This window comes from Haladaptatus sp. CMSO5 (assembly GCF_036689885.1).
In the GTDB taxonomy this organism is placed as follows: domain Archaea; phylum Halobacteriota; class Halobacteria; order Halobacteriales; family Halococcaceae; genus QDMS2.
Genome location: NZ_JBAHVW010000001.1, coordinates 1,902,908 through 1,925,478, shown reverse-complemented (window position 1 = coordinate 1,925,478; position 22,571 = coordinate 1,902,908). Strand labels below are relative to the sequence as shown.

The window sequence follows — 22,571 nt, the reverse complement described above, 5'->3', positions numbered from 1 at the left end:
CACGACACAAGCGTCGTTTACAGGACAGGTTCAAACCGGTACCCATCCCACTCCTGACTCTCCGGCTCGCGGATGCCCGCACCGGGTTCACGGAGTTGGTCTGCGTACACGGGTCGCACTTCGTCACCGATCTCGATTTCGTCGGTCGTCGCCTGTCCGATGGCGCGAACCGTCTCACCGTCAACGTCGAACTCCACGATGGCAATCGTGTTCGGGGCCTCCACGCCGGGTGGCGTCGCCATGCTCGTCGTCCACGTGACGACGGTCGCCGTTTCCTCGGTGAGGTCGACGGTTTCGGTCTGTTTCTCACCACACTCCGGACAGAGCGGGTGGCTTGGGTACGTGAGGTGGCCGTTCGCACAGCCGTAGGCGTCGAAGCTCATTGGCGGGCCTCCATGATAGTGGTAATAACACAGTTTCCAAAGCCACCGACGTTACAACAGAGGCCGACGTCGGCCTCGACTTGGCGCTTTCCGGCCTCGCCCATGAGCTGTTTGTAAATTTCGTAGCCCTGTGCAACGCCCGACGCACCGAGCGGGTGGCCCTTCGATTTGAGGCCACCGGAGGTGTTGACCGGGAGGTCGCCGTCGCGTTCGGTCACGCCCTCCTCTACGGCTTTCCAGCCTTCACCGGGTTCGAAGAAGCCGAGCCCCTCGCTCTGGAGGAATTCGAGGATGGTGAACATGTCGTGGAGTTCGGCCACGTCGATGTCCTCGGGGCCGTAACCGGACATTTCGTACGCGATTTTTCCGCTTTCGACGACACCGCCCATGACGGTCGGGTCGTCGCGCTCGTGGACGACGTGCGTGTCCGTCGCGCCGCCAACGCCGGAGACGACGACGTACTCGTCGGTGTACTCCTTGGCGACTTCCTCGGGGCAGAACATGAGCGCTGCACTGCCGTCGGTGATGGGACAGAAGTCATAAAGTCGGAGCGGGTCAGCCACGATCGGCGACTCCATGACCGTCTCCAAATCGACTTCCTTTCGGAACTGGGCGTGGGGATTGTCTACGCCGTTTTTGTGGTTCTTGACCGCGACTTTCGCCAGACTCTCGCGGGGTGCGTCGTACTTGTCGAGGTACAATCGCGCGGTGAGTCCCGCGAAACTCGGGAGCGTCAGGCCGTGTTTATACTCGACGGGATGCGTAATCGAGGCGATAATGTCCGTCGATTCCGGCGTCGAACGATGGGTCATCTTCTCGCCGCCGACGAGCATCGTCATCTCGCTCGCGCCGGAGGCGACCGACTGCCAGGCGTGGTACATGCCAGCGCCGCCAGAGGAGCTGGTCTGGTCGATGCGCGCGGTGTAGGCGGGCATTGCGCCGAGGTCGTGGGCGAGCATGTTCGGCACGCCAGTCATGCCTTCGAACTCCCCGCTCGCCATGTTCGATACGTACAGATGGTCTAGGTCGGTTGGGTCGACACCCGCGTCGGTGAGACACGCTTCGCCGGCTTCCGCGAGCAAGTCGCGAATCCAGCCCTCGCGCTTTCCGAACTGGGTCATCGACGCGCCAATAATTGCGACGTCCATGTATTGAATGAATCAGTGAATTGCTGTGTGTGTTTCGGTGACGTGGTCAGTGCAAACGGCCTGCGAGTCTCCACGCGCTCCCGGTCTCCGTCCGTGGCAACCGCCGCGCTTCGCGGCCCATTTTGAGCCGCCGAGCAACCGTCCAGTTGCTCTCTCGCGTCGGCTGTTCTGCTTCGACGCGAGCAGCATCCTCTGCAGAGAGGTGTGCGCTCACCGCCGCGGCTATCGCCGCCGCTTCGGCCTCGGTGGCGGTGTCCGGAAGCGAAATTGTCCGTCCATCATCAAGTTCGATGGGCGGCAGTTCCGGCTCCGGTGGTGTCTGTTCGACTGGTGATGGTTCAGGACGCGGTTTCTCGCGTCCGTGGAGTTCGAGTTCCGCTGGGTGTTGGAGTATTTGCGTGGTCATAATGGGATGTTTCCGTGTGCTTTGTCTGGTTGGTCGACGCGTTTTCGGGAGAGCAGTTCGAGGTCAGCGATAAGCCGCGCTCGCGTCTCGCGCGGGTGCAACACGTCGTCTACGTAGCCGCGTTTCGCGGCGGCGTACGGGTTCGCAAACTCCTCGCGGAAATCCTCCATGAGCTGTTCGCGTTCTGCGTCGGGGTCGTCTGCGGCCGCAATCTGCTTTCTGAAAAGGATGTTTACTGCGCCCTGTGGCCCCATCACGGCCATCTCGGCTTCCGGCCAGGCGTAGTTCACGTCCGCGCCGAGGAACTTAGAGGCCATCACGATGTACGCGCCGCCGTAGGCTTTGCGCGTGATGACGGTCAGCAGGGGCACCGTTGCCTCCGCGTAGGCGTAGATGAGTTTTGCACCGTGGCGGATGATGCCGTTGTGCTCCTGTTCGGTGCCGGGCATGAAGCCGGGCACGTCCACGAGCGAGATGATGGGGAAGTTGAAGGCATCACAAAAACGCACGAACCTGGCCGCTTTCTCGCTCGATTCGATGTCCAGCGTCCCGGCGTTGACTTTCGGCTGGTTCGCGACGATGCCGACCGGCTTGCCGTCCATCCGGGCAAAGCCAGTGACGACCGTGCGCGCGAACGCGGGCTGGACTTCGAGGAACGATTCTTCGTCGACGACGCGGTCGATGACGTCGCGCACGTCGTAGGGCTTTTTCGGGTCTTCGGGAACGATGTCGAGGATGTCGTCGAGTTCGCGTTCCGGGTCGTCCCACGATTCGACGACTGGTGGATCTTCTAAGTGGTTCGACGGGAGGTACGACAGCAGCGCGCGGATGTGGTCGAGCGCCTCCTTGTCGTCGTCGCAAACGAAGTGGGCAACGCCACTCCTCGTCGAATGAGCCTGTGCCCCGCCGAGTTCTTCCATCGTGATGTCCTCGCCCGTGACGGTCTTGATGACCTCGGGGCCGGTAATCATCATGTGGCTCGTGTCCTGCACCATGACGGTGAAGTCGGTGAGCGCAGGCGAGTACGTCGCTCCGCCCGCACACGGCCCCATAACCGATGAAATCTGTGGGATGACGCCCGAGGCTTTCGTGTTCAGCTTGAACAGTTTCGCAAAGCCAACGAGTGCATCGAGGCCTTCTTGGATGCGGGCCCCACCCGAATCGTTCAGCCCGATGATGGGCACGCCGTTGTTGATGGCGTGTTCCATCGCCTTGGCGATTTTCTGGCCAACGACCTCGCTCACGGAGCCACCGAACACGGTGAAGTCGTGGGCGAAGACGAGCACCTTCCGGCCGTCTACGTCCCCGTAACCGGTGACGACGGCGTCGCCGGCCTGCGTCTTCTCGTCCATGCCGAAGCTCGTACACCGGTGTTCGACGAACTGGTCGAACTCGCGGAACGTTCCGTCGTCTAGGAAGTAGTCGATACGCTCGCGTGCGGTGAGCTTGCCCTTCTCGTGTTGGGCTTCAATTCGGTCTTTACCGCCGCCGCGCGCTGCTTTTTCGCGCCGTTTCTGAAGCTCCCCGGCTCCAGAACCCTCGTCCCCACTCATTGCCTACCACTCCATGCCGCCGTTGACGCCAAGAATCTGGCCCGTCATGTACGAGGATTTCGGACTCGCAAGGAACGAGACCATCCCGGCGATGTCGTCCACTTCGGCAAACCGACCGAGTGGGATGCGCTGGATGATTTTCTCTTGGACACGGTCTGGAACCGTTTCGAGCATGTCGGTCTTGACGAAGCCAGGTGCGACGCAGTTCGCGGTGGCCCGCGAGCGAGCCATTTCGAGGGCAATCGTCCGGGTGAATCCGAACAGGCCACTCTTGGTCGTCGCGTAGTTCGCTTGACCGTAGTTCCCCTGCTGGCCAACGACGCTCGAGATGTTGATGAGCCGGCCGTCTTTGGCGTCGGTGATGTCGTCGAAGAAGACGCTCGTGCAGTTGAAAATCCCGCCTAAGTTCACGTCCATGACGCGGTCCCAGTCTTCACGGGTCATGTTGGTGAACTTCTTGTCCACCGTGATGCCCGCGTTGTTCACGAGCACCGTCGCCGGACCGAAGGCGTTGGTGACCTTCTTGCGCATGGCTTCGACTTCGTCGATGTTCGCGACGTCCGCTTGGACGGCGATGGCCGACCCACCGGCTTCTTCGATTTCTTCGACGACGTCGTAGGCCTCGCCCTCTGAGGAGCGGTAGTTTACGACGACGTTTGCACCTTCACTGGCTAATTCGACAGCAATCCCACGGCCGATACCCCGAGAGGCACCGGTTACAACGCATGTTTGGTGTTCCAGGTCCATATTGTAATCTCCAAGTTGCAACGGGTGGCTACTCGCCCACACCAGAACAATCTATTTATCATTGTTCCTCACCCCCGTTGCCCTTATTCAAAGCGACCCGTGATAGAGGGATAAGCATTGTCCTTATATGGGATTAAATATGGTGTGTGAGTCAGAATAGTATGGTTTTGTTCACCAAGTGTCGGTCTAGCATATGAAAAATCGTTGTTTTTCACATTTTGTTTTCCATGTTAAGTTATGTCATATCACGACGGCGACGAACGACAGATACTTTAGGCCGACCTAAAAAAGTAAAATCAGCTGACCAATGACCACAGACATTTGTGTCATCATCCCAACTATCCGCGAGTACGAGTGCGTTCGTGCGTACCTCGACAACGCGCGCGAACACGAGTTCGATACAGACAGACTTCACTTCTTGCTCGTCACCGAGGAGTTCTGTGACACCGACGCGATGGAAGCGATGCTCGATGATGAAGGCGTTTCGGGCGACGTGTTCGACGGCGCTCGGCGCGAAGCGTGGTACGAAGCCCACGACATCAGCGAGTATTCACACATCATCCCGGCTGCAAGCCACGCAGAGACCAGCTTTGGCCTGCTCTACATGTGGGCAAACCCACAGTACGACCTCGGCTTTTTCATCGATGACGACACCCTCCCACACCCAGACGAGGACTTCTTCGGCCGTCATCTGGCCAACCTTGACTACGAAGGCGACATAGAGCGCGTCCAATCAGACACCCAGTGGGTGAACGTGCTCTACCAGAACGCAGCCGACCACGGCCTCTACCCCCGCGGCTACCCCTACGCCGCGATGAACGAGACAGTCGAGACCGACACCACTGAAATCTCGAACGTCGTCGCCTCACAGGGTCTCTGGACGAACGTCCCCGACCTCGATGCCGTGCGCATCCTCATGGACGGCGACTTAGAAGGGCAAGCCCAGACGCGGACTGGCGCAGCAGATTTCACGAACGATTTCGTCGTCGCCCGCGACAACTACCTCACCGTCTGTTCGATGAATCTCGCCTTCCGGCGTGAGGTCATTCCCGCGTTCTACCAGCTCCCGATGGACGACAACGAGTGGAACGTCGGGCGCTTCGACGACATCTGGAGTGGCGTGTTCCTCAAGCGCGCGTGTGACATCATGGGAACCGAGATTTACAACGGCTCCCCGCTCTGTGAGCACAACAAAGCACCGCGTTCGACGTTCGACGACCTGAACAACGAGGTTCCGGCGCTCGAACTCAACGAACACGTCTGGGAACTCGTAGACGAGGTCGGTGACGATGCAGACTCCTACGCTGAAGCGTTCGAAGCGATGGCAGACGCCCTCGCAAACGGCGAGTTCGACCAGTGGAACAATGGTGGCTTTCTCAACTTCGTCGGTGAGTACATGCACGACTGGCTCGCGTGTCTCGCAGAACTCGACGGAGCGGCCCCGAGCCAGCCCGTCGAAGTACTCGCAGACGACTAACCCCGAATCGGCAGGTTAAAGTGATTTAGGCGGCCCTAAACTACTACTAATGGATTCGAGAGACACGTCCGACGCCAGCGCCGCTGGCAGTCGGAACCGTCGGGCATCGGGCACGTCCCGACGCCGGTTCCTCCAGTCCGCTGGCACCCTCGCTGGCGTCGCATCGCTCGCCGGATGTACCCAATTCATGTCCGGTGAAGAGACGAACACCACCGAAACTCCCGAGTTCGGCCAGATTGGCTCCGGACGCCTCGGTGACCAGATTCAGGGTGGCACCTCGATGAAGGACATGCCGGACCTCTCCGGTGAGATTACCATCTACTCCGGGCGCGGCGAGGCGCTCGTCGGTGAACTCATCTCCTACATCGAAAGCCTCTATCCCGAGTTGGACATCCAGCCGCGCTACGAAGGGTCGAGTCAACTCGTCCAGAAGATTCTGAACGAAGGCCAGAACAGTCCCGCAGACGTGTTCTTCTCGGTCAACGCCGGGTCGCTTGGCTTCCTCGCAGACGAGAATCGAACAGACCCACTCCCGAGCGAGATTACGGACATGGTACGCACCGAGTTCCACGACCCTGACGGCAACTGGGTCGGTACCTCCGGGCGCGCACGGACGATTCCGTACAACACAGACTCGCTCAGCGAATCGGATCTCCCGACCGACATCATGGCGTTCCCGGACCAAGAGCAACTGCGCGACAGCATGGGCTGGGCACCGTCCTACGGCTCGTTCCAGGCGTTCGTCACGGCCATGCGTATCTTGAACGGCGAGGAAGCCACGAAACAGTGGCTCGAAGGCATGCTTGACCTCGGCGTCGAAGAGTACACAGACGAGTTCGCCATCGCCCTCGCCGTCGCGGACGGCGAAATCGACGCTGGATTCACGAACCACTACTACATCCAGCGTGTGCTCGCAGACCGCGAGGACGCGCCGCTCGCAACCGCATTCACCGAAGGTGACGCCGGAGCCATCTTCAACGTCGCTGGCGCGGCGGTCGTGGACACTGCAGCCGACCCGGAGATGGCCGCGAACTTCGTGCGCCACCTGCTCTCTGCTGAGGCACAGGCGTACTTCGCCACCACGACGTACGAGTATCCGCTCATCCCCGACGTCGAACCGGTGGGCAACCTGCCGACCATCGACGAACTCAACCCGCCGGCAAACCTCGACCTCACACAACTGTCCGACATTCGCCCAACGCTCGACCTGATGCGCGAAGTCGGCATCAGCGTCTAACCCGCCTATGGCTCCAGAGACAGATTCGTTGTTCCCCAGTTCGCAGGGTGGTGAGTCGTCACTGCCGCTCGGCCTCACGCTGCTCTCTGGAGCCATCGCGGCCGCCGTCGTGTTCCCGCTCGTCTGGATTCTCGCAAACGCCCTCGAAGTCGGCGGCACGACCGCCTTTGATCTCCTCACCCGCGAGACCACCGTTCGGGTGTTCGTGAACAGTACGCTACTGGTCGCGGTCGTCACGGCGGCCACTATCGCCTTTGCCGTCCCGCTCGCCTATCTCACCGTCCGTACTGACCTCCCGTTCAAACGCTTCTGGACCGTCGCGCTCTCGATGCCGCTCGTCGTCCCGAGTTACATCGGTGCGTTCGCCTTCGTCTCCGCGTTCGGGCCGCGGGGTGAACTTCAGTCGTTGCTCGCGCCACTCGGCATCGAGCAGCTCCCTGAAATCTATGGATTCACCGGCGCGGCGCTCGTGATGACGCTGTACACCTACCCCTACGTGTTTATCTCCACGCGGGCGTCTCTGAAGACGATGGACGCCCGTCTCGTGGACGCCGCGCGCACCCTCAAACACTCGCGGTGGGAGGCGTTTCGCCGGGTGACGATTCCACAGATTCGCCCGGCGGTCACCGCCGGGGCGCTGCTCGTCGCCCTCTACACGCTCTCTGATTTCGGCACGCCCGCAATCATGCGCTTTGATGTGTTCACGAAGGTCATCTACGCAGAGCAGAACTCGCTTTCGACGTTCGGCCAAGACCTCGCCGCGCTCCTCTCGCTCCAACTCGTCATCGTGACGTTCGTCATCCTCGCAATTGAGTCGCGCGTGCGCGGGAGCGACACCATTTCGACGCAGGGCACCTCGACTCGCGGCGCAGAGGTTCGACTCGGCGCGTGGAAGTGGCCCGCACTCGCGCTCTGTCTTGGCGTTGCCGGCCTCGCGCTCATCGTCCCCGTCGGGATTCTCACGGCGTGGCTGATTCGCGGTGGCTCAGAATCGGCGGCCGCGTCGCTTGCCTTCCAGTGGGAGTATGCGTTTAACTCCGTGGGCGTTTCGGCGGTGGCTGCACTCGTCGCAGGCCTTGCCGGGCTGCCGATTGCCTACCTCGCCGTGCGCCACCGCTCGCGGGCGTCGTGGCTCATCGAACGTGCCTCCTACGTCGGCTACGCCGTCCCGGGGGTCGTGATGGGCCTTGCGCTCGTCTACTTCGGCGCGCGCTACGGCGGGCGACTCTACCAGCAAGAACTCATCTTGTTCCCGCTGCTCATCTTCGCCTACGTCGTGCGCTTCTTGCCACAGGCCGTCGGTTCGACACGCGCTGGCTTCTTGCAGGTCAGCCCGACGCTTTCTGACGCCGCACGCACACTCGGGCGCTCGCCGGTGGCCGCGTTCCGCGAGGTGACGCTGCCGCTGGTCGCCCCCGGCTTGCTCGGCGGCGCGTTGCTCGTCTTCTTGACGACGATGAAGGAACTGCCCGCGACGCTGCTCTTGCGGCCAACAGGATTCAAGACGCTCGTCACGCACATCTGGTCGGCACAGGCTTCAGGCCACTTCGGGCACGCGGCCATCCCCGCGCTCGTGCTCGTGGTCGTCTCGGCGCTGTCGATGCTCGTGATGCTCGCAATGGAGGGATACGATGTCAAATAGCGACTTTGCACCAAGAAATATCTCAGTCGATGAACCGCTCGATGAACCGTCAGACCGGGCCGTGCTCACGCTCGCAGACGTGGGCAAGTCATTCGGCAGCGAGCGCGTCTTAGACCATCTGTCGTTTGCCGTCCGTGAAGGCGAAATCCTCACCCTGCTTGGCCCGTCTGGGTGTGGGAAGACGACGACGCTCCGCCTGATTGCCGGGCTTGCCCGTCCGAACGACGGGACGATTCGCTTAAACGACACCGTCGTCGCCGGAAACGGCGCGTTCCTCGAACCCGAAGAGCGCGGCATCGGCGTCGTGTTCCAAGAGTTCGCCCTCTTTCCCCACCTCACCGCCGCAGAGAACATCGCCTTCGGCCTCAAGGACATGCCGAACGCTGAGCGCGAACAGCGCGTCGAAGAACTCCTCCGCCTCGTTGGCCTCACCGACCACCAAGAGAGCACGCCAGACCAGCTTTCGGGCGGCCAACAACAGCGCGTCGCCCTCGCCCGGTCGCTCGCCCCCGAGCCGGAAATCCTCCTCTTAGACGAGCCGTTCTCGAACCTCGACGTCGACCTCCGCGTCGAGATGCGCGAAGAAGTGCGTCGCATCATCAAGGAAGCGGGCGTCACCGCGATTTCGGTCACCCACGACCAGGAAGAGGCGTTCTCCATCTCAGACCGCGTCGCCGTCATGAACGACGGCAAACTCGAACAGATTGGCAGTCCAGAGCAGGTGTTCCAGCATCCAGAGTCGCGTTTCGTTGCGGGGTTCCTTGGACACGCGAGTTTCCTCTCTGGAACCGTCTCCGGCGACAGCGTCGAGACGGGTATCGGGACGATTCCCCGCGAACAAATCCACGGCCTCGTCACCGAGTATGACGAGACGGAAATCGACGTGCTCGTGCGCCCGGACGACCTCGTCGCCCGGCCAGCGAGCGAAGCGCAGGCGGGCGGCCACGTCGTCTACCGTCGCTACCTCGGGCCAACAGTGCTATATCGGGTGGAACTCGAATCGGGAGACGTACTTGAGTGTATGCATAACCACGATGCCCGCGTCTCTCTCGGGATGCCGGTAACCGTCTCACTTGCGGCTGACCACGACCTCGCGTGGTTCCCACCTGACAGCCGCTGGAGGGTCGATACTCAGGCGGATGACTAACCAGGAGCCCCGAACCCAGTCCCCCCACGATACGACGGCCACCGACGATTCCCCCTCCGATACGCCCCCCGGGAAGTACGCAGATGCGTCCGAACTCAAACGGGCCATCCTCACGTCCCTCGCACTCGCCCTCCTCAGTGGGCTCGTCGGCGTCGTCATCTACGCCATCGCCACAGACCTGTTTCCGTACCACTCGTCGAACCACGACGAAGGCGTGTATCTTCAGCAGGCACAGCTCTTGCTCTCCGGGGAGTTCTGGTTTGCAACCCCACTGCCTGACGCCTTCCACCCGTGGTTTTTCGTCCAAGACGGCTTTCGACTGTACCCTAAATACGCCCCCGTCCCCGCCGCAATGTTCGCCGTCGGCATGGCGCTTGGCGAACCTCGCATCAGCCTCGCACTGATTGCCGTTGGCTCTGCGACGCTCGTTGGCCTGCTCGCAAAGGAGGCATTTGATACCCGAACGAGCCTCCTGGCCATCGTCGTCCTCCTCGCAAGTCCGCTGTTTCTCATCTCCTCGTCGGTGTTCTTGCCGTACGCGCCGACGTTCTTCTTGAACCTCCTGTTCGCCCTCGGCTACGTTCGCGCAATTCGCCGTCGAAGCTACGCCTACGCGGCTCTCGCAGGCGTCGCCATCGGTCTCGCCTTCTTCTCCCGGCCCTTTACGGCCGTATTGTTCGCCGCGCCTTTCGTTTTCCACGCAATCTCGACCATCGGCGTCTCGCTGCCTGCGGGTGAACCCCTGCTCACCGTCACGTTCAGAAACGCCGTCATCGGCGTACTCGGCGGCGCGGGCGTGGCGCTCGCGCTCGCCTACAACGCACACGTCACCGGGTCGCCCTTCATCTTCCCGTTCGAGGCGTTCGCCCCGCTTGACGGCATCGGCTTTGGCCGCCGGGAATTGCTCGGCTATGAACGCATCTACAGCCCCTCGCTCGCCATCGAAGCCAACGCCCACGTCCTCTGGGAGTTCACCACGCGCTGGCTCCCCGCGGGCATCGTCGGCGCGGCGCTCGTCGCCCTCGGCGTCGGGTCGAGCGTCGGCCGCGACGACATCTCGGTGAACCCGTGGAGCCTCTCTGATGGCACGCTTCGCTGGATGCTCGCCGCGCTGTTCGTGAGCATTCCGGCGGGCAACGTCTTTTTCTGGGGCAACCTGAACATCCTCGCGCGCATGGACACACCCACGGACGGCCTCATCGCGCAGTTCGGGCCGTTCTACCACTTTGGCTTGCTCCTCCCGATTGCTATCTTCGGGGCGGCGGGCGCGCTGTTCATCGCAGACCTCGCCCGCGAAACGGTCGTCGCACAGTTCGACGCCAAAACCGCCCGCGTCATCCTCCTCGCCGCGCTCGTAATCTGTGTCCCCGTCGTCGCCTCAGCCGAAATGGCCGTCCTCGCAGATCCCGTCTCCGAGAATCGCGGCTACACCGAACGTTACGAATCGGCCTACGCACCATTCGAAAACCAGCAGTTCAACAACGCGGTCGTGTTTGTCGCCACACCGTACGGCGACTGGCTCAACCACCCGTTCCAATCTCTGCGAAATCAGCCACACCTCGACGGAGATGCGGTGTACGCCATCGACGGCGATTCGGGCGACGATTTCGCGGTCATCAGGCGATACACAGACCGCAACCTCTTTCGCTACACGTTCCGCGGGGACTGGACGGCCGACCCGGAACCGGTGACTCCGGCGATTCAGCCTCTCGCCGTGCGAAACGGCTCTGTCCATAATCTCGAAACCGAAGTTGGCGTCGTGACCGCAGGGGAGACGGCAACCGTGCGTCTCGAATCCGACGAGGAGGTCATCCAGTATGCCTACGAAGGCGACCTGAACGGCACGCTCGCGCTCAACTGGACGATAACGCCGGCAAACGCAAGCATCCAAAACGACCACCTCAAGCGCCTCGGCGGGGGCGAAAACAACACGGTCGCACTCACTGACACCGACGAAGTCGTGCTCTCGGTGACGTTCGTCCAACCCGGTGGTTCGACCGTGACCTACCGGCAGGCGGTGTCGGTCGATGCAGACCCGAAAAAGAACTCGGTCAAACTCATCTGGCCGCCAGAAAAGCGCGTCTGTCGCCTACAGGCAAACTGTGGCTATGAGGGCACGTACCTCCCGGGGGCGGACGACTACGTTTCGGGCGTCTCCTTCGAGACGAACGTGACGAGCGCGTGATTACCGCAGGTGTTCTTCGGCCGCGACTTTCACGATTGATTTCGCAATCGCTGCGCCCCCCGAGAGCGGGTCTAACTTCGTCTCGCCTGCGCGTTCGTGGTACTCGATTGGTAGCTCGTAGATGCGATAGTCACGCATCAGCGGGCGCATCAGGAGTTCTGCGGAGAGGCCGGTGTTTTCGGTCCATTCGATTTGCTGAATCACGTCTCGGCGGTAGGCGCGCATCCCCGTCGTCGTGTCGTGGACGCGCTTGCCCATGAGCGTGCTCGCAAGCAGCGCGAACGCCTCATTGCCAAAGCGGTTGAATGCGGGCATCGCGTCTGCGCCGTAGTAGAGCCGGTCGCCGCTGACAACGTCGTAGCCCTCGTTGATTTTCTCGAGGAAGTCGGGAAGTCTGGCCATCGGGTAGGTGTCGTCGCAGTCGGTCGTGACGACGACGGGGCGCTCGGGCGTTTCGACCGCTTCTTTCACCGCGATTCCGTAGCCCTGTGGCTCCTGTTCGATGACGGTTGCTCCGTGTTCGCGGGCGATTTCGGGCGTGCGGTCAGACGAGCCATCGACACAGACGATTTCCGCCTTCCCGTCGGTAACGTCGTTGATGTCTCGACAGACCGCCGCAATCGCGTCTTCTTCGTTGTACGACCCCATGACAACGGCGAGGTCGTCGAAGGTGAACGCCTCGGCTTCGTGGGAACTCATTGGCTATCCGGAATCGCTACCCCGACTTGAAGTTTAGGTTTGCCAAAAAGAGTGGCAAACCGCCGACAGAACTCCCACGATGGCCGATTAAATTCGTTCGACCAACGCCTCTTCTCGACTCCGGACGCGGACTGGCTCGCTGCGAGCGAGCAGTCGCTCTGCGTCGGCCAGTTTCTCGGCGCGTTCTGCGTAGATGGTGAACAACAACTGGCCGTTGGTAACTTCCTCGCCGACGGCACACGCAAGGAGAATGCCCGCGCCGACGTCTTTTGGCGCACCTGCTCGGCGCGCGAGGTCGCTCACCAGTGCGTTGTCGATGTGGGTCACGACACCGGACCGGTCTGCCCGCACCTCGACCGTTTCTTTGCCGGGAACGAGGTCTGTGATTTCGACAGCAGGGTCGCCCCCCTGTGCGCCGATAATTTCGCGGAACTTCGAGAGGGCGCCACCGGAGTCCAGCAACTCGCTCGCGCTCTCGTCGCACGCACAGCACCCAAGGAGGATTTCTGCGAGTCTGAGGCTCTTGAGTTTGAGTTCTTCGGGGCCGTTTCCCTCCAAGACCGAGAGCACGTCTCTGGCTTCGAGCACGGGGCCGATTCCCCGGCCGATGGGTGCAGACCCGGCGGTGATAGTACACTCGATGGTCAACCCCACGTGCTCGCCCACGCGCTTGAAGTCCTCTGCGAGTTCGCGGGCGTCGGGGAGGTCGCGCACCTTCGCGCCTTCGCCGTAGGGAATGTCGATGATGACGTGCGTCGAACCTGCGCTCTTCTTTTTCGAGAGGACGGAGGCGATAATCTGACCCGGCGGGTCGATGGCAAGGGGCGTCTCGACGCGGATGATTTTGTCATCCACGGGCGAAAGGTTCACCGCCCCGCCCCAGACGAGACAGCCGTTCGTCTGCTCGACAATGTCCTGAATCTCTGCAAGCGAAAATTCGACCGGGCAGAACACCTCCATCGTGTCCGCCGTACCTGCAGGCGAGGTGATCGCCCGCGAGGAGGTTTTGGGTATTTTCACGCCTGCGGCCGCCACAATCGAGACGACAATGGGTGTGATTCGATTGCCCGCAACGCCGCCAATCGAGTGTTTATCCGCGATAATCGGGTCGTCCCACACGAGCGATTCACCCACGGCTGTCATGTGTTCGGTGAGCGAGAGGGTTTCTGCGAGTGAGAGCCCGTTCGTGTACGTCGCCGTCACGTACGCCGCGAGTTCCACGTCGTTAAGCCGGTCTGCGTCGATATCATCGATAATCGTCCTGAGTTCGTGATGTTCGAGTTCGATATCGTCTAGCTTCTTGCGGATGAACGAGACCGAATCGGGCCGTGGCGCGAGCGTCACGTCAACAGTTCCTGAAATATAGCCGAGCCGGCGTGTGACGCCGAGTGTCCCACGGGCGACGAGGCCGTCGGTCACTTCGACGATGCCAATCGAGGTGCGGTCTGCGTGGCGAAGCTGTACCCTATCGAGCGCTCGGACGCCCATCTCCGCGGCGTCCGCTCGATTGAGGAGGACGGTGGGCGAACGCGTCCCGATATCCACCGCCATAGCCGAGAGTTCCATTCCTGTATCTACGACAGATTGTAGTAAAAAGAGGTGGCAGGATTCACTCGCTTAGGCGGTCTTCCCCGCCGCTTCAAGAAGTTCCTGATAGCGCACCCGGATGGTCACGGTGCTCACGTCTGCGACGGCGCTCACCTCGTCTTGGGTGAGCTTTTCGTTCGTCAGGAGGGCGGCGGCATACACCGCAGCAGCCGCAAGTCCGGTTGGGCTCTTGCCGACGTGGAGGTTTTTCGTCTCACCGATTCGCAGGAGTGCGCGTGCCTGTGCGACGGTTTCCTCAGAAAGCGAGAGTGCCGAGGCGAACCGGCCGACGTAGTCGTCGGGGGTTGCGAGCGTCACGCCCAGATTCAGTTCGCGGATGAGATACCGGTAGGTGCGCTTGAACTCCATCTCGTCGATGCGGCTCACGACCGCCACTTCCGGGATGCTCCGTGGGCTTCCCTCGATACGTGCTGCGGCGTAGAGGGCGGCGGTCGCCATCCCCTCGATTGAACGTCCGGGGAGCAGTTTGGCTTCGAGCGCCCGCCGGTAGATGGCGGCGGCTGTCTCGCGTACCTCTTTGCCGAGGCCGAGCGCGGAGGCCATGCGGTCGATTTCACCGAGTGCCTGCATCAGGTTGCGCTCGCCGTGGTTGCGCGTTCGGAAGCGTTCGTCCCACGTGCGAAGGCGGTTCATGCGCTTTCGCTGGCGTGAGGAGAGCGTCTGGCCGTAGCCATCGACGTTCTGCCAGCTAATTTTTGTGGACAAACCCTTGTCGTGGAGCAGGTTCGTGGCCGGCGCGCCGACGCGGCTTGCGTCGGTTTGCTCGCCGTCGCTGAGGTTACGCCACTCCGGGCCGGGGTCGATTTTTCTCTCTGCGACGACCAGTCCGCATTCCGTGCAGACCGTCTCGCCGTGTTCTGCGTCGGCTACGAGTCGGCCACCGCATTCTGGGCAGGCAAGTAGTTCGACGGTGCGTTTCTTCACTTCTGTCGAGACAGGTGTCTCGTCGCTCGAATACGAACGAATTGCTACGTCACTCATGGGTAGGTCGTGTGCGCGCTCGTCGGGAGAAAACAGTAGGACGACCGCAAAAACACTTGTAACTAATTGGAAGTTGAACGTAAAAAGGCTGTCGCGGAAATGCGCACGTACAGCCACCTACTCGCGGAAATTCACGAAATGAGTGAGTTTGGATTCTCGTAGGCAACTTGCCTGATAGTTTCTACTGAGAGCCCGTGACGGTAGAGTTCGAACAGCGTCCGTTTGAACGAGAACACGTCCCCCCGCAGGATTCCGGCGCTATCCGTCTCGATGAGGACGCGTTCGGGGCCGTACTCGTCGATGACCGCCGCAACGTCTGCTGCTGTGACGCCGAGAAGCCACGGGTAGCTCACGGTGAAACTCAGGTAGCAATCCGTCGTTTCGAGCACGGTCGGCGCAATCTGCTGGTCGCCATGGGAGATGACCATCTGTTCATCGGGCAGACCTGCCTCGTCTTTGAGGGCAATGTCGAGTTCGGTGGCTTGCTGTTTCACGTTCTCTCCAGTAAGCACGGATTCTCGTTGCATCGAGAGGTCTAATTCGTACCCCGGCAAGCCGCCGCGCACGCGGTCTGGGATGTCTACGCCATCGAGGTCTGCGGGCGTGTGGACGATTGCGGGAAGGTCTGCGTCGCGGGCAATCTCGAACTGGCGGAGCATCATTGCTTTTTGCTCGCCGAGGCTCCAGCCTTCGACGTGCTGAGAGGCAGTTATCCCGATTTCACCTACCGCAGCGACTTCGTCGAGCGCGCAGTACTCGGGCATCAGGTCGAGCAGTTCTGAGACACCGGAAACGCGCGTGCCCGTGTGGATGCCAATGCCGAGTTTCGCGTCGAACAAGTGGGACTGCCGAATCTGCGAGAGACGATTGAGCGCGTCGTCCCAGAGAAATCGCACGTCGTCGGGCGCGACGGGCTTGTACGGGAGCCAGTAGTACGCCGCCGCCATCATCACCATTTTTTCACACCCACTCAGGGCGAACTTCTCTCGGTCGCCCCACGAGAGCGTGTGCGCGTGGTTATGGATGTCTATCCACGGCATCGAGAGCAGTTCGGTGGGCGGCTCGAACGCAGAGTCACTTTCGACCACCGCCGCGTCAATCGGTCGTTTCGTTGGGTATCGCCCGGCCATTGTATGACCAACAGTGACACGGTGCAAATAGGTTGCTCAGAACTGCAGGACTACCGCGCAAATTGTGATGTATTTCTAACTATTTCTCGAGCAATTACCTTCCAGTTTCGATATAGCAACATACACTTTACAAGTCGCACAACCGACGGTCGAATAATGTTGCTTCTACAGCAACGAATAGATATTTTCCTCGTACACCTCGCGCACGCGGTCGCCCCAGTTGTGGGTGTAGGTGTCGATGATGTCCTCTGCCACATCGCCGCGGAGGTACTTCACGACGCCTCTCTCGCCCGTTGCATCCCGAAGATGGGTGGTGAAAAAGTGCCGGAAGTAGTGCGGCGTGACGTTCTCTTCTGCCCCGCCGCCAGAGCGATACCAACCCGCCTCCCGTGCGTGGGTTTTGATCATCCCGCGCACCATTTCGGGGGTCAATCGTTTGCCCCAGTCGTCGCCGGTGCTCACGAACAGCGGGTCGGCCGGAGACGCCGCATCCGGCCGAATTGCGAGCCAGCGTTTCAGGACGCGACGCAGCTCTGCGTCGATTGGTATCACCGTATCTCGTTTGCGCTTGCTCGAAGCCGTGCGTTTTTCGCCGTTTACGACCAGCCCACGAGACGGTTCGCTCGCGACAAACAGCGAGTCAGGTCGCGCCTCGATAGCCACTCGTATCGTACCCTCATATGTCGATTTTACCCACTCGTCTTCGATGTGAATGTCCCTGCAATCGACGTTACAGAGTTCCCCAACACGCATCCCTGTCTTGAGGAGCGTGACGACGACGGCCTGTTCGAGCGGATGGCCGAGCCCTCGGACGAATTCGCGCATCGCGGGAAGCGCGATTTCGCGGCGCGTCGGGTCTTTGTTGATGCGTTCGTCCATCTCCTCGCGGACGAGCGTCATGGGGTTCGAGTCGAACGCCCCGACCTGGGTCATATAGGCGTAAAACCGGTGGAGGTAGGAGGCGTAGGTCGCAACCGTACTCTCTGCGAGCTGTCCGCGCATGGTGTGTACCCACGCCATACAGTCGCGTTGGCCTGCCTCGGCAGGGGTGATTGCCGTTCCGCGTGGATTGCGCGTCTCGTCGGCTAAAAACGCCTCAAACTCCCGTAGAACGCGTTCGTAGGCATTCCTCGTCCGTTCGCTTTTGCCGTGGTACACCATGTCCTGCAGGAAGTAGCCAACCGGGTCTTCTGCCGCGTCGGTCTGGTTACTGACGCCCATCCGTACCCCCGGAAACGGTGTACCCGCCGTGGCGTCCAGAGTACTGGATTTGATTGGCTTGCTGGAGCGAATCGAGCGCCGATTCGAGCCGGTCTTCAAACGAATTTGATAGTTCTTCGACGAGCGTATCCCACGACAAATATTGCCCATTTTCGAGGAGTGCGAGGATGCGTGTTTCGAGGCCATCACCCCCGGGGTTTGTGGGTGCAGAACGGCCTTCCGAACGGTCGGCTTCGAACCCCTTTCTTCCGGCCTGTACCATGGCCCGGACGTACTCGCTTTGGCTCATGTCCAGCTCGGCTGCGTGTTCCTGCCAAATTTCTTTCTGGTAGGCCGGAAGATACGTTTTGACCACCGTTCGCTCGGTATCGACCTCGACGTCAGTCATTGAATGTGAACACTCACGCCACCCACATCAGTGTATCCCCACATAACTGGATAAAGTATCTTATCACGAGTTGCAGGACTCAAATGGCGGCCAGAATATGGACTAATCAATAAATATGGTGCTGCTATTTCGACATATTAGTCCTATATTCATTGCTAAAAAATAGTCTATTGCGTTGGTCTAGAGACAACAAATTTTGCTGGTTGAGAATATTTCTGGTTCACAACCGAACGGAGCAGTCAAATCATCGCAATCATCACATATATACTACTGTATCAAATTTCAGAGATATTGGTTAAATGTGCGGGGCAAATTGATCGAAAATCAGCGGGTAAAACCCGGCCCAATGCCCGACTGAAACACCCATCATTTTTCGCCAATGGGTCCGCCTATTCGGAGGGAAGAACACGCGAGTTTTCCCACCCAACAATCGAGGAAATTGCGACGATACTCTCGCCTCGTGAACGCTCTTGAGAAAACGCAATATCCACCCGATTTATCTGAACATTTTCATTTAAATTGTCCTCGTATTCCAGTGGCGTAGAACCGAGAAAATATCGTGAATTAGCGGCGTGAGTGCGCAAAATTCGGTGGTTTTCGCGGAGGTGCATTCTCACTATGTGTACCCCCGGAGTTACGTGCCGAGAACGTGCTTCTAGATTTTCCGGTTTTGGGGTGACGAATCGAATTACGTGAAAATTCCTGCCGGTCGAACGTGGAATGTTTGACCAACCGATTTGTGTTTGTTCATTCGACGATGATTGTGGGTTGGTTGCTTTGCGATATGTTAGCAATAGATGTGAACGTACATCGCACTCCTCACTCACTCTCAAATTTGAATGACTGCTCACTGACTATCTCCTTTCTTTTGAATAGCGCTCTGTCGTGAGCGATACACCGAGCTCGTTGCCGAAACACGCGGGAGCTGATACAGTGGTGGTTCACCGCTCGATAGCGCCCCAGCGTGGGCTCAGTGCCCGGTGCCCGTTCAGTGCACCACGGTGGGAAGGAGCCAGCAAGCGTGCAGCAGCCGCCTGTGGCGCCCGTGTGGGTTTGTGAGGCATGACCGCTGGCTTGCACCGGAGATCACAGCCACGACACGCTTCACCGCTGTTGTAGTCTCCCACAGGCCGTAGCCACGAGAAGAAGATCTGGCTCACAGCGCGTCCAGTGCACTCTCGCAGGTGAGAATCTGGGACAATATGCAGACACCTTGGGAATGCGCACAGAACGCCTGTCAGAGCCGGAGACTGGATTGCGGTCACTTTGGCGGGCTCACCTCCGTGGTAAGACTTCGAGTGATCTCATCGAGACACGACTGGCAGCCCAGTTCACTCGATTCGCCCAATTGTTCACCCAAAGTGGCCGAGTGTGGCGAAAATAGTCGAAACGGCATGTCCGACCGCACACGTATAAACTGCATCTTGCTATATTGAATTGATATGCTCGTGGTCGTATCCGTATCTTGAATCACGCGAGTTTCAGAACGTACTTCCCTCGCAAGTGCAAACGGTCGCTTGGTTGCTGACGTAGGATACCAGCAGCCCGCTTGGGCGACCTTACGCCCAAGCACCTCAACTGGTGGTGAGCCGCTGGTGTCCGCCTACGACGCAGAGTTATCTCCCCTGTAAGCGAGTAGGGTATATGGAGCGCATTCGACAGAACTCACTGCGAAAAACGCTGGAATCGGGTGGGGTCGCCCTCGGTATTCTGGATAACACCTACAGCCCAACACTGGTCGAGTACTACGGCGAACTCGGTCTCGATTTCGTGTGGATTGACTTTGAGCATGGCGGGCCGAGTCCGTGGGACGGCGAGCGCTTGACCGGACTGCTCCGCGCAGCAGAACTCGTCGACACCGAGTTGCTCGTTCGGTTACCTTCAACTGAGCCCGGCCTCATCAGGAAAGCGCTTGACGTGGGCACGCGAAACCTGTTTCTCTCGCGCGTGCACTCGCCGGGAGAAGTCGAAGACGCAGTCAGTGCGACACAGTTTCGCTACCAGAATGTCGCAGGCGAGCGCGGGCTTGCAAACCCGCGCGCCGCGCGATGGGGACTTGCAGAAGACTACGTGAAGAGTGAAGACACGGAGACGGTGATTGGCGTGACCATCGAAACTCGCGAAGCCGTCGAGTCCATCGACGACATCCTCGCGGTTCCCGAATTGGGCTTCGTCTTTGCTGGGCCGCTTGACCTCTCGGTCGCCTACGGACATCCCGGCGAACTCGACCACGTGGACGTGACAGAAGCCGTCGAAACCATCCGTGCGGCGGCCGTCGACGCGGGCGTGCCACTCGGTGGCCTCGGCTTCGGAATGGACGACGTAAACGAGAAGGCGAAAAACGGCTATCAGCTCCTCAACATCGGGAGTACGACGGGCGCGCTCAAAGGCGCGGTCGAAGGCCTGCTCGACGACTTCGACCGTCCGGCGTAGTTACTGGTCTTCCGGCGGCGACCAGAACGTCGGCGTCGTCTCGTAGTGGTTCGAATCGGGGTCGTCCGGCGCGAGTTCGTATAGCGCGTTGTGTGCGCGACGATACACGGTTTCATCAGACTCGATTTGCTCGGGGTCTTCGTCCGCCGAATCATACACGACACACCAGCCCGTGTCGTCATCGAAGTGAAGAGCGAGCACGCCCCGCTCTTCGATGTTTACGAGCAACTGGTAGGCGAGTTCTTCGCCCTCGAAGTTCCCGCGCACGGCCACGCACTGCTCGATGCCGTCTAAGGCTTCTAAGTCGTCTGCGAGGCTCGCCGGGACGGGGTTGTTCGGAAGCGTATCGGCAAATGATTCAGGCATGGGTCATGCTCTGGGCGAGCGGCTACAAAAACGCACGCTTCTACGCGACGAATTCGGTTACTGCGTCGTCGGGCACGACGCCGTTCTCTGCCCAGCCTCGAAGTTCGTAGTACTCAGAGAGTGCCGAATCGAAGCCGTCTAACTCGTAGGGGAGCACGTCGTCTTCGCGCGAGAAGCCGCGTTGGTTGTTGAAGTGACGTTCGAGTTCGACCACCCGACTGCCCACTGCGAGCAGTTCGTCGTAACTCGCATCGAAGAGTTTCTCGTAGCGTTCTGGCGTCATCGACCCGCGCGAGAACTTACAGACGATGCCGCTATCGTTCAGCGCCATCACGTTCTCTTTTTCGATGAGTGCGGCAGGCTTGCCCTCGAAGCCTTCAGGAGGAAGGGCATCATCGTGGGCCACGAGCGGGTATTCGAGCGCGTAGAAGGTGGCGTACATGTGGTCTGCACCGCGGTTTGCGGTGGCGAACGAAAGTCCCTGTCCGTTCAGCGTGCGCCCGTCGTGGGCGGGGAACTCCATGCCTTTGACCGTCCAGTTCTCGACGCCTAACTCCTCGTGGAAGCGGTCGATACCTTCTGCGAGAAGGTCGCCCTCGTCCTCGCGGTAGGCGATTTTCTCGACCAACTCGTGGATGAGTGAGACGTTGCCGAACTCGTCGTTCGCAGCGAGATACGCGGAGACCACGTCACCGGCGCTGATGGTATCGACGCCGAACTCGTCGCAGAGTTCGTTCGATTTCATCACGTCCACGATGTCGTCTACGAGCGCGTTCGAGCCAAAGGCCATCACCGTCTCGAACTCGGGACCTTCGGTTTCGACGCCGCGCTCTTCGTCTTTGGTCGGGAGTTTGCACGCGAACGCACACGACGAACAGGTACCTTTCTTGTACTTTTTCGACTCGACTGCGTCGCCGTTGATACCGCTTGCTCCCTCGAAAGACGTTTCTGCGAAGTACTTGGTTGGGAACGCGCCCACCTCGTTTGCGAGGTCGGTGACGCTCGTCGTCCCCTGGCGCTTCATGATGTTGTCTGAGGTGGCAGCCTCGCGGTGGATGTCCATCTGCGTCGCAGAAATCTCGATATCGGGGGTGGAGTCGCCGTCGAAACTGATGGCTTTGATGCCTTTTGCGCCCATAACCGCGCCGAGCCCGCCGCGGCCGAACGCCCGCGACTCTGAGGTCATGATGGAGGCAAAGCGGACGCGATTTTCGCCCGCCGGGCCGATGACACAGAGCTGGTCTTCACCGAGGTCGTGCTGGTCTGCCATGTACTCGTCCGTCTCGCTGACGGTCGCTTCTTCGAGGTCGGGGACTTCCTCGAAGGTGACGCCTTCGTCGGTGACGTGGATGGCGAGCAACTCGTCGCTTTCCCCGACGAATTCGACGGCGCTGTAACCCGTCGCACCGAAGTTGCGCGAGACGAAGCCGCCGGCATTCGACGAGAGAATTCCGTTCGTGAGCGGTGAGATAGCCGTTGCGTTCATTCGCCCGGTGAAACTCATATTCGAGGTTTGCATCGGCCCGGTCGTGAAAAAGAGACGATTTTCTGGACCGAATGGATCTGCGTCGAACGGCGTGCGCTCGTGGGAAAGCCGTGTTGCAAGTCCGCGCCCGCCGATGAACTGGGCGAGTACGTTGTCGATGTTCACTTCCTCGGTCGTTTTCGCTCCCACATCGACAGAGAGCAGTGGCCCGCGTGCGTGAAGCATACTCAACCCAATCGCTCGTACCGCAAAAACAGTACTGGTCACGGCGACCCATGTGACAAACAAGTGTTTGAGACTACACGACAGTTAATGCCCGAACTGCCCTCTCATA

The 22,571-nt window shown here is 60.2% G+C and carries 19 protein-coding genes; 6 read left to right on the top strand and 13 right to left on the bottom strand.

All coding sequences use genetic code 11. The annotated features are described in order from the left end of the window. Positions 1–17: 17 nt before the first annotated feature. The 5 genes from V5N12_RS10090 to V5N12_RS10070 are packed head-to-tail and all read right to left on the bottom strand — an operon-like array spanning position 18 to position 4,237. A complete protein-coding gene (locus V5N12_RS10090; protein ID WP_332899040.1) occupies positions 18–383 on the bottom strand; it encodes a Zn-ribbon domain-containing OB-fold protein in 366 nt (121 codons plus the stop codon). Then, the gene (locus V5N12_RS10085) at positions 380–1,531 is read right to left on the bottom strand and encodes a thiolase family protein (RefSeq protein WP_332899039.1); all 1,152 of its coding nucleotides are present in this window, start codon (positions 1,529–1,531) and stop codon (positions 380–382) included. Before V5N12_RS10085 ends, V5N12_RS10090 begins: the two co-directional genes overlap by 4 nt. A 46-nt stretch (positions 1,532–1,577) precedes the next feature. Further along, entirely contained in the window at positions 1,578–1,937 is a 360-nt protein-coding gene (locus V5N12_RS10080) for a hypothetical protein (protein ID WP_332899038.1), read from the bottom strand. Continuing rightward, complete coding sequence (locus tag V5N12_RS10075) at positions 1,934–3,490, bottom strand: acyl-CoA carboxylase subunit beta (protein WP_332899037.1); 1,557 nt, start codon at positions 3,488–3,490, stop codon at positions 1,934–1,936. Before V5N12_RS10075 ends, V5N12_RS10080 begins: the two co-directional genes overlap by 4 nt. A 3-nt stretch (positions 3,491–3,493) precedes the next feature. Then, positions 3,494–4,237 (bottom strand): beta-ketoacyl-ACP reductase, encoded by a 744-nt coding sequence (locus tag V5N12_RS10070; protein ID WP_332899036.1) that lies wholly within the window; start codon positions 4,235–4,237, stop codon positions 3,494–3,496. Positions 4,238–4,544: 307 nt separating this feature from the next. Here V5N12_RS10070 and V5N12_RS10065 point away from each other — a divergent pair, with 307 nt between their 5' ends. From V5N12_RS10065 to V5N12_RS10045, 5 genes are read left to right on the top strand one after another with little or no spacing between them, the layout of a single operon-like run. After that, positions 4,545–5,714: an alpha-1 4-glucan-protein synthase gene (locus V5N12_RS10065; protein ID WP_332899035.1), complete on the top strand. Its 1,170-nt coding sequence runs from the start codon at positions 4,545–4,547 to the stop codon at positions 5,712–5,714. Positions 5,715–5,763: 49 nt separating this feature from the next. Continuing rightward, complete coding sequence (locus V5N12_RS10060; protein WP_332899034.1) at positions 5,764–6,951, top strand: extracellular solute-binding protein; 1,188 nt, start codon at positions 5,764–5,766, stop codon at positions 6,949–6,951. Positions 6,952–6,958: 7 nt separating this feature from the next. Beyond that, a complete protein-coding gene (locus V5N12_RS10055; protein ID WP_332899033.1) occupies positions 6,959–8,593 on the top strand; it encodes an ABC transporter permease in 1,635 nt (544 codons plus the stop codon). Next, positions 8,583–9,740 (top strand): ABC transporter ATP-binding protein, encoded by a 1,158-nt coding sequence (locus tag V5N12_RS10050; RefSeq protein ID WP_332899032.1) that lies wholly within the window; start codon positions 8,583–8,585, stop codon positions 9,738–9,740. Before V5N12_RS10055 ends, V5N12_RS10050 begins: the two co-directional genes overlap by 11 nt. Next, positions 9,733–11,925, top strand: coding sequence for a DUF7846 domain-containing protein (locus tag V5N12_RS10045; RefSeq protein WP_332899031.1), 2,193 nt, complete (start codon positions 9,733–9,735; stop codon positions 11,923–11,925). Before V5N12_RS10050 ends, V5N12_RS10045 begins: the two co-directional genes overlap by 8 nt. Here the strand turns inward: V5N12_RS10045 and V5N12_RS10040 are convergent, their stop codons facing one another. From V5N12_RS10040 to V5N12_RS10015, 6 genes are all read right to left on the bottom strand, one after another. Continuing rightward, entirely contained in the window at positions 11,926–12,624 is a 699-nt protein-coding gene (locus V5N12_RS10040) for a dolichyl-phosphate hexose transferase (RefSeq protein ID WP_332899030.1), read from the bottom strand. Between the two features lie 87 nt (positions 12,625–12,711). Beyond that, entirely contained in the window at positions 12,712–14,190 is a 1,479-nt protein-coding gene (locus V5N12_RS10035) for an AMP phosphorylase (RefSeq protein WP_332899029.1), read from the bottom strand. Positions 14,191–14,241: 51 nt separating this feature from the next. Continuing rightward, positions 14,242–15,213, bottom strand: a complete 972-nt coding sequence (locus V5N12_RS10030; protein WP_332899028.1) for a transcription initiation factor IIB — start codon at positions 15,211–15,213, stop codon at positions 14,242–14,244. 131 nt (positions 15,214–15,344) lie between these two features. Then, entirely contained in the window at positions 15,345–16,343 is a 999-nt protein-coding gene (locus tag V5N12_RS10025) for a TatD family hydrolase (protein ID WP_332899027.1), read from the bottom strand. Between the two features lie 165 nt (positions 16,344–16,508). Then, positions 16,509–17,564, bottom strand: coding sequence for a tyrosine-type recombinase/integrase (locus tag V5N12_RS10020; RefSeq protein ID WP_332899026.1), 1,056 nt, complete (start codon positions 17,562–17,564; stop codon positions 16,509–16,511). After that, on the bottom strand, positions 17,551–17,952 hold the full coding sequence (locus tag V5N12_RS10015) for a DUF5805 domain-containing protein (RefSeq protein WP_332899025.1): 402 nt from the start codon (positions 17,950–17,952) through the stop codon (positions 17,551–17,553). The genes V5N12_RS10020 and V5N12_RS10015 overlap by 14 nt, the downstream gene beginning before the upstream one ends. Before the next feature lie 1,644 nt (positions 17,953–19,596). On the opposite strand from V5N12_RS10015, the gene V5N12_RS10010 reads away from it, so the two are divergent. Then, positions 19,597–20,385, top strand: a complete 789-nt coding sequence (locus tag V5N12_RS10010) for an HpcH/HpaI aldolase family protein (RefSeq protein WP_332899024.1) — start codon at positions 19,597–19,599, stop codon at positions 20,383–20,385. On the opposite strand, the gene V5N12_RS10005 is transcribed toward V5N12_RS10010, so the two are convergent. Both V5N12_RS10005 and V5N12_RS10000 read right to left on the bottom strand, forming a co-directional pair. After that, positions 20,386–20,751, bottom strand: a complete 366-nt coding sequence (locus tag V5N12_RS10005; protein ID WP_332899023.1) for a hypothetical protein — start codon at positions 20,749–20,751, stop codon at positions 20,386–20,388. A 40-nt stretch (positions 20,752–20,791) separates the two neighbouring features. Next, positions 20,792–22,462 carry an aldehyde ferredoxin oxidoreductase family protein gene (locus V5N12_RS10000; RefSeq protein WP_332899022.1) on the bottom strand — a complete coding sequence of 557 codons (1,671 nt, stop codon included), beginning with the start codon at positions 22,460–22,462 and terminating at the stop codon, positions 20,792–20,794. Between the last annotated feature and the right edge of the window lie 109 nt (positions 22,463–22,571).

Excerpts from the sequence above, each read along its gene's own strand:
- V5N12_RS10085 (WP_332899039.1), bottom strand. The coding sequence starts at position 1,531 with ATGGACGTCGCAATTATTGGCGCGTCGATGACCCAGTTCGGAAAGCGC.
- V5N12_RS10020 (WP_332899026.1), bottom strand. The coding sequence starts at position 17,564 with ATGGGCGTCAGTAACCAGACCGACGCGGCAGAAGACCCGGTTGGCTAC.
- V5N12_RS10035 (WP_332899029.1), bottom strand. The coding sequence starts at position 14,190 with ATGGAACTCTCGGCTATGGCGGTGGATATCGGGACGCGTTCGCCCACC.
- V5N12_RS10075 (WP_332899037.1), bottom strand. The coding sequence starts at position 3,490 with ATGAGTGGGGACGAGGGTTCTGGAGCCGGGGAGCTTCAGAAACGGCGC.
- V5N12_RS10000 (WP_332899022.1), bottom strand. The coding sequence starts at position 22,462 with ATGCTTCACGCACGCGGGCCACTGCTCTCTGTCGATGTGGGAGCGAAA.
- V5N12_RS10080 (WP_332899038.1), bottom strand. The coding sequence starts at position 1,937 with ATGACCACGCAAATACTCCAACACCCAGCGGAACTCGAACTCCACGGA.
- V5N12_RS10005 (WP_332899023.1), bottom strand. The coding sequence starts at position 20,751 with ATGCCTGAATCATTTGCCGATACGCTTCCGAACAACCCCGTCCCGGCG.
- V5N12_RS10090 (WP_332899040.1), bottom strand. The coding sequence starts at position 383 with ATGAGCTTCGACGCCTACGGCTGTGCGAACGGCCACCTCACGTACCCA.
- V5N12_RS10070 (WP_332899036.1), bottom strand. The coding sequence starts at position 4,237 with ATGGACCTGGAACACCAAACATGCGTTGTAACCGGTGCCTCTCGGGGT.
- V5N12_RS10015 (WP_332899025.1), bottom strand. The coding sequence starts at position 17,952 with ATGACTGACGTCGAGGTCGATACCGAGCGAACGGTGGTCAAAACGTAT.
- V5N12_RS10065 (WP_332899035.1), top strand. The coding sequence starts at position 4,545 with ATGACCACAGACATTTGTGTCATCATCCCAACTATCCGCGAGTACGAG.
- V5N12_RS10025 (WP_332899027.1), bottom strand. The coding sequence starts at position 16,343 with ATGGCCGGGCGATACCCAACGAAACGACCGATTGACGCGGCGGTGGTC.
- V5N12_RS10050 (WP_332899032.1), top strand. The coding sequence starts at position 8,583 with ATGTCAAATAGCGACTTTGCACCAAGAAATATCTCAGTCGATGAACCG.
- V5N12_RS10040 (WP_332899030.1), bottom strand. The coding sequence starts at position 12,624 with ATGAGTTCCCACGAAGCCGAGGCGTTCACCTTCGACGACCTCGCCGTT.
- V5N12_RS10055 (WP_332899033.1), top strand. The coding sequence starts at position 6,959 with ATGGCTCCAGAGACAGATTCGTTGTTCCCCAGTTCGCAGGGTGGTGAG.
- V5N12_RS10045 (WP_332899031.1), top strand. The coding sequence starts at position 9,733 with ATGACTAACCAGGAGCCCCGAACCCAGTCCCCCCACGATACGACGGCC.
- V5N12_RS10030 (WP_332899028.1), bottom strand. The coding sequence starts at position 15,213 with ATGAGTGACGTAGCAATTCGTTCGTATTCGAGCGACGAGACACCTGTC.
- V5N12_RS10060 (WP_332899034.1), top strand. The coding sequence starts at position 5,764 with ATGGATTCGAGAGACACGTCCGACGCCAGCGCCGCTGGCAGTCGGAAC.
- V5N12_RS10010 (WP_332899024.1), top strand. The coding sequence starts at position 19,597 with ATGGAGCGCATTCGACAGAACTCACTGCGAAAAACGCTGGAATCGGGT.